Below are 3,416 nucleotides of genomic sequence, written 5' to 3' on the forward strand. Positions count from 1 at the left end.
TGCCGGTGGTATCTGACTTTGTGATTTAAAGGGATGTGCTCTGGTGGGCGGTGCTGGGATCGAACCAGCGACCTCTCCCGTGTGAAGGGAGCGCTCTACCACTGAGACTAACCGCCCGGAAGAGGCGCGAATTTAAGCACAGGTCCGGAATGCCGGTCAATTTGCGGCCGGCGTGGGCAGAGCGGATGCGGGCGGGAGCGTGTCTTCCGCGCGGTGAGCCCGTAGAATTCGCCCTTATCATGATTCGCACCCGATTCGCTCCCAGTCCCACCGGCTATCTTCACATAGGCGGCGCACGCACCGCGCTGTTTTCCTGGGCCTACGCGCGCAGGCACGGCGGGCGCTTCATCCTGCGCGTCGAGGACACGGACCGCGAGCGCTCGACGGAAGCATCGACGCAGGTCATTCTCGATTCGATGGCGTGGCTCGGGCTCGCGCACGACGAGGGGCCGTTCCATCAGATGCATCGGCTCGGTCGCTACCGGGAGATCGCCGAACAGCTGATTCGCGAAGGCAAGGCTTACTACTGCTACGCGACGCGCGAAGAACTGGACACGCTGCGTGAGGCGCAACGAGCGGCGGGGCTCAAGCCGCGGTACGACGGGCGCTGGCGGCCGGAGCACGCCGTCGGCAAGCAGCCACCGGCGGGCGTGGAGCCCGTCGTGCGCTTCCGCAATCCGGACGAGGGCACGGTGGCATTCGACGATCTGGTGAAGGGCACCATCGCCGTGCACAACGGCGAGCTCGATGACCTCGTGATCCTGCGCGCCGACGGCGTGCCGACCTACAATTTCGGCGTCGTCGTCGACGATCTCGACATGAACATCACGCACGTCATCCGCGGTGACGACCACGTGAACAACACGCCGCGGCAGATCAACATCCTGCACGCGCTCGATGCGCCGCTGCCGCGCTTCGGGCACGTGCCGATGATCCTCGGGCACGACGGCGAGCGGTTGTCGAAGCGACACGGCGCGGTGAGCGTGCTGCAGTATCGCGACGACGGCTACCTGCCGGAATCGCTGCTCAACTACCTGGCGCGGCTCGGCTGGTCGCATGGCGACGAGGAGATCTTCTCGCTCGATCAGTTCGTCGCGTGGTTCGATCTGGAATCGGTGCAGCGCGCGCCCGCGAGGTTCGATCCGGAGAAGCTGCGCTGGATCAACCAGCAGCACCTCAAGCGCGCGGACGACACGCGGCTGGCCGAGCTCGTCGAACCGTTTCTCGCCGCCGACGGCTGTCGACTCGACGACGGTCCGGATGCCGCCGGCGTGATCGCGCTGGTCAAGGAGCGCGTTGCGACGGTGGAGGAGCTGGCCGACGCGATGGTGTATTTCTACCGTCGCATCGAGCCCGCGCAAGCCTTCCGCGATCAGCACTACACGGCCGCATCGGCATCAGCGGTCTCCATGCTGAGCCTCAGCCTGAAAGGCATCGACTGGAATCGTCAGTCGATCGGTCAGGCGATCAAGCAGGCCGCTGCGGAGCACCGGCTCAAGATGCCGCAGGTGGCGATGCCGCTGCGCGTGATGGTGACCGGAGAAACGCAGACACCGTCGATCGATGCCGTGATCGAGCTGATCGGCCGGGAACAAGTGTTGAAGCGTATCGATCAGGAGCTCGCGCGGTTTCCGCGCGAGTGAGACGCGGCGGGACGGCTCGCGTCAATTTCCCTTGAGGAGGCGCGCCCGTTCCCGCGTGTACTCGTCCTGCGTGATCTTGCCGGCATCCAGCGCCTGCTTGAGGTCGGCGAGCTGCTGACCGTACTTGGTCGTGGAAAGCTCGCTTTTCACTTCCTTTTCGCCGCCGCCGCACCCGGTCGCCAGAGCAAGCGCGAGCGACAGTACGACTCCTGCGATCTTGGCAGTGGCAGCGCGCATCCTGGACTCCGGATTGTGGGACGGGCGTTTCGACATCGAGCGTTTCCTCGTCGGTGCGGCCGTGGATTCTAGGAAGCGCTGCGCGCTGCGTCAACGCGACGCCGGCGCCGCGCCGTCACCAGTCGCCGATGATCCGGCGACGCTCGCGTTCGTATTCCTCGCGGGTGATTGCGCCGGAGTCCAATTGCTTGCGCAGGTTGGCGAGCTGCTGCCCGGTGCTCGCATCGGTGTTCCGGGTGGAAGAGGACCACCAGCCGCAGCCCGGCAGCAACGCTGTCGCGCCGATCGCGAGTGCGATCGACAGCGTCGAGAGCATGCGCGCAAAAGACCTCTGTCGCAGGTCGCGTCGAATAAGTTTCATGGGCAACGTGAGGAAGCGGGAAAGCCTGTACAGCTGCGGTCGGGCCGCTGCATTTGCCTGGAGTTTAGGCAAAGGCACACCGCGGCGTCAACGCAGCGGATTGCTGCTCACATGAGCCGGATCGCGAGAGCGATCGTTCCGGCTTTCGCCGCTTTCCGCAGCGCGGACAGCGCTACCTGGGCCGCGCCGGGGCGATACGGATTGTCCCTGCGGGTGAACGCCAGGGGTTGACCGGCGATTTCCAGCGCCTGCACGCCGCACCCGCTCGCCTCCACGACGTAGGTGATCTCGAAGCGCATGCCGGCCAGTACCAGTTCCGCGCGCAGACCGTCCAGTTCTCTGGGGATCGCCGGGTCGATCACCAGGTGCGATGCCTCGGCGCGCAGCCCCAGGAAACACCTGAGAATGAGCGCGACGGCGATGCCGGCGCCGCTCGAATAGACGCGCCAGCCGCCATCGAGCGGGATGTCTCCCGCGCGCACGCGGTCGTACTCGCGGTACGCCTGGTAGCGGTCCTTGAACGCCGCATCGCTGCTCGAGTAGTAACAGTTCGCCTGGCGACGGGTGGCGCCGGGGACGCGCTCCGCGAGGCCGATCGGCACCGCCTGGCACACGGCGCGAAAGAAGCCCGGTGCATCGCCATAGTGCCACAGCGCCTCGGCGTAGCGCAGATGCGCGTGCGTGTACATGAGGCCGATCTCGCGACCGAAGAAGGTGCTGCTCTCGGCGCGCTGGAAGAAACGCTGCGGGCCGCCGTGGTATCCCATGGGTCGATCGAAGAGCCGTGCGCCGTCGGGTGCGAGCAGATGTTTCGCGATGAGATCGAGATGGTGGTGCGCCTGTTCCGGCGTGAAGAGGCTGCCGAGAACCGCGTGAACCATCGGCAGCAGGCTGTACGACACGCCCGTGTTCCGATCGCCCGGGTGCAGCAGGTAGGTGATGTCCCCGCTGTCGGCGAAGTGTGCATAACCCGCAACCGTTTCGTTCACGATCAGCAGCCGCTGGAAATCCCCCAGCACCTCGTCTGCCCAGCCATCGAAACGCAGCGCGTCGGCGTTGCGGTTCACGCGGCGCATCGCCTGCGCGAGCAGCGTCAGGGTCTGCCGATGCAGGGTGACGGTCCAGGCGCTGCAGAGGTTCTCGCGAAACGACGGATCCGCCGGCTGCAGGGAGTC

At 66.0% G+C, this 3,416-nt stretch carries 4 protein-coding genes and 1 tRNA gene; 1 reads left to right on the plus strand and 4 read right to left on the minus strand.

Annotation, left to right across the window (positions count from 1 at the left end; all coding sequences use genetic code 11):
• Window positions 1-41: 41 nt before the first annotated feature.
• Window positions 42-117: transfer RNA gene (locus JNK68_05835), tRNA-Val, on the minus strand.
• A 122-nt stretch (window positions 118-239) separates the two neighbouring features.
• Between JNK68_05835 and gltX the strand changes: the two genes are divergently transcribed.
• Window positions 240-1,643 (plus strand): glutamate--tRNA ligase, encoded by a 1,404-nt coding sequence (gene gltX / locus JNK68_05840; GenBank protein MBL8539876.1) that lies wholly within the window; start codon window positions 240-242, stop codon window positions 1,641-1,643.
• A gap of 21 nt (window positions 1,644-1,664) precedes the next feature.
• On the opposite strand, the gene JNK68_05845 is transcribed toward gltX, so the two are convergent.
• From JNK68_05845 to JNK68_05855, 3 genes are all read right to left on the minus strand, one after another.
• The gene (locus tag JNK68_05845) at window positions 1,665-1,880 is read right to left on the minus strand and encodes an SHOCT domain-containing protein (GenBank protein ID MBL8539877.1); all 216 of its coding nucleotides are present in this window, start codon (window positions 1,878-1,880) and stop codon (window positions 1,665-1,667) included.
• Between the two features lie 115 nt (window positions 1,881-1,995).
• Window positions 1,996-2,241 (minus strand): SHOCT domain-containing protein, encoded by a 246-nt coding sequence (locus JNK68_05850; protein ID MBL8539878.1) that lies wholly within the window; start codon window positions 2,239-2,241, stop codon window positions 1,996-1,998.
• 107 nt (window positions 2,242-2,348) lie between these two features.
• On the minus strand, window positions 2,349-3,416 hold a 1,068-nt coding region (locus JNK68_05855; protein ID MBL8539879.1), incomplete at its 5' end, for a hypothetical protein.

Source organism: Betaproteobacteria bacterium, from assembly GCA_016791345.1.
Taxonomy (GTDB): Bacteria; Pseudomonadota; Gammaproteobacteria; order Burkholderiales; family JAEUMW01; genus JAEUMW01.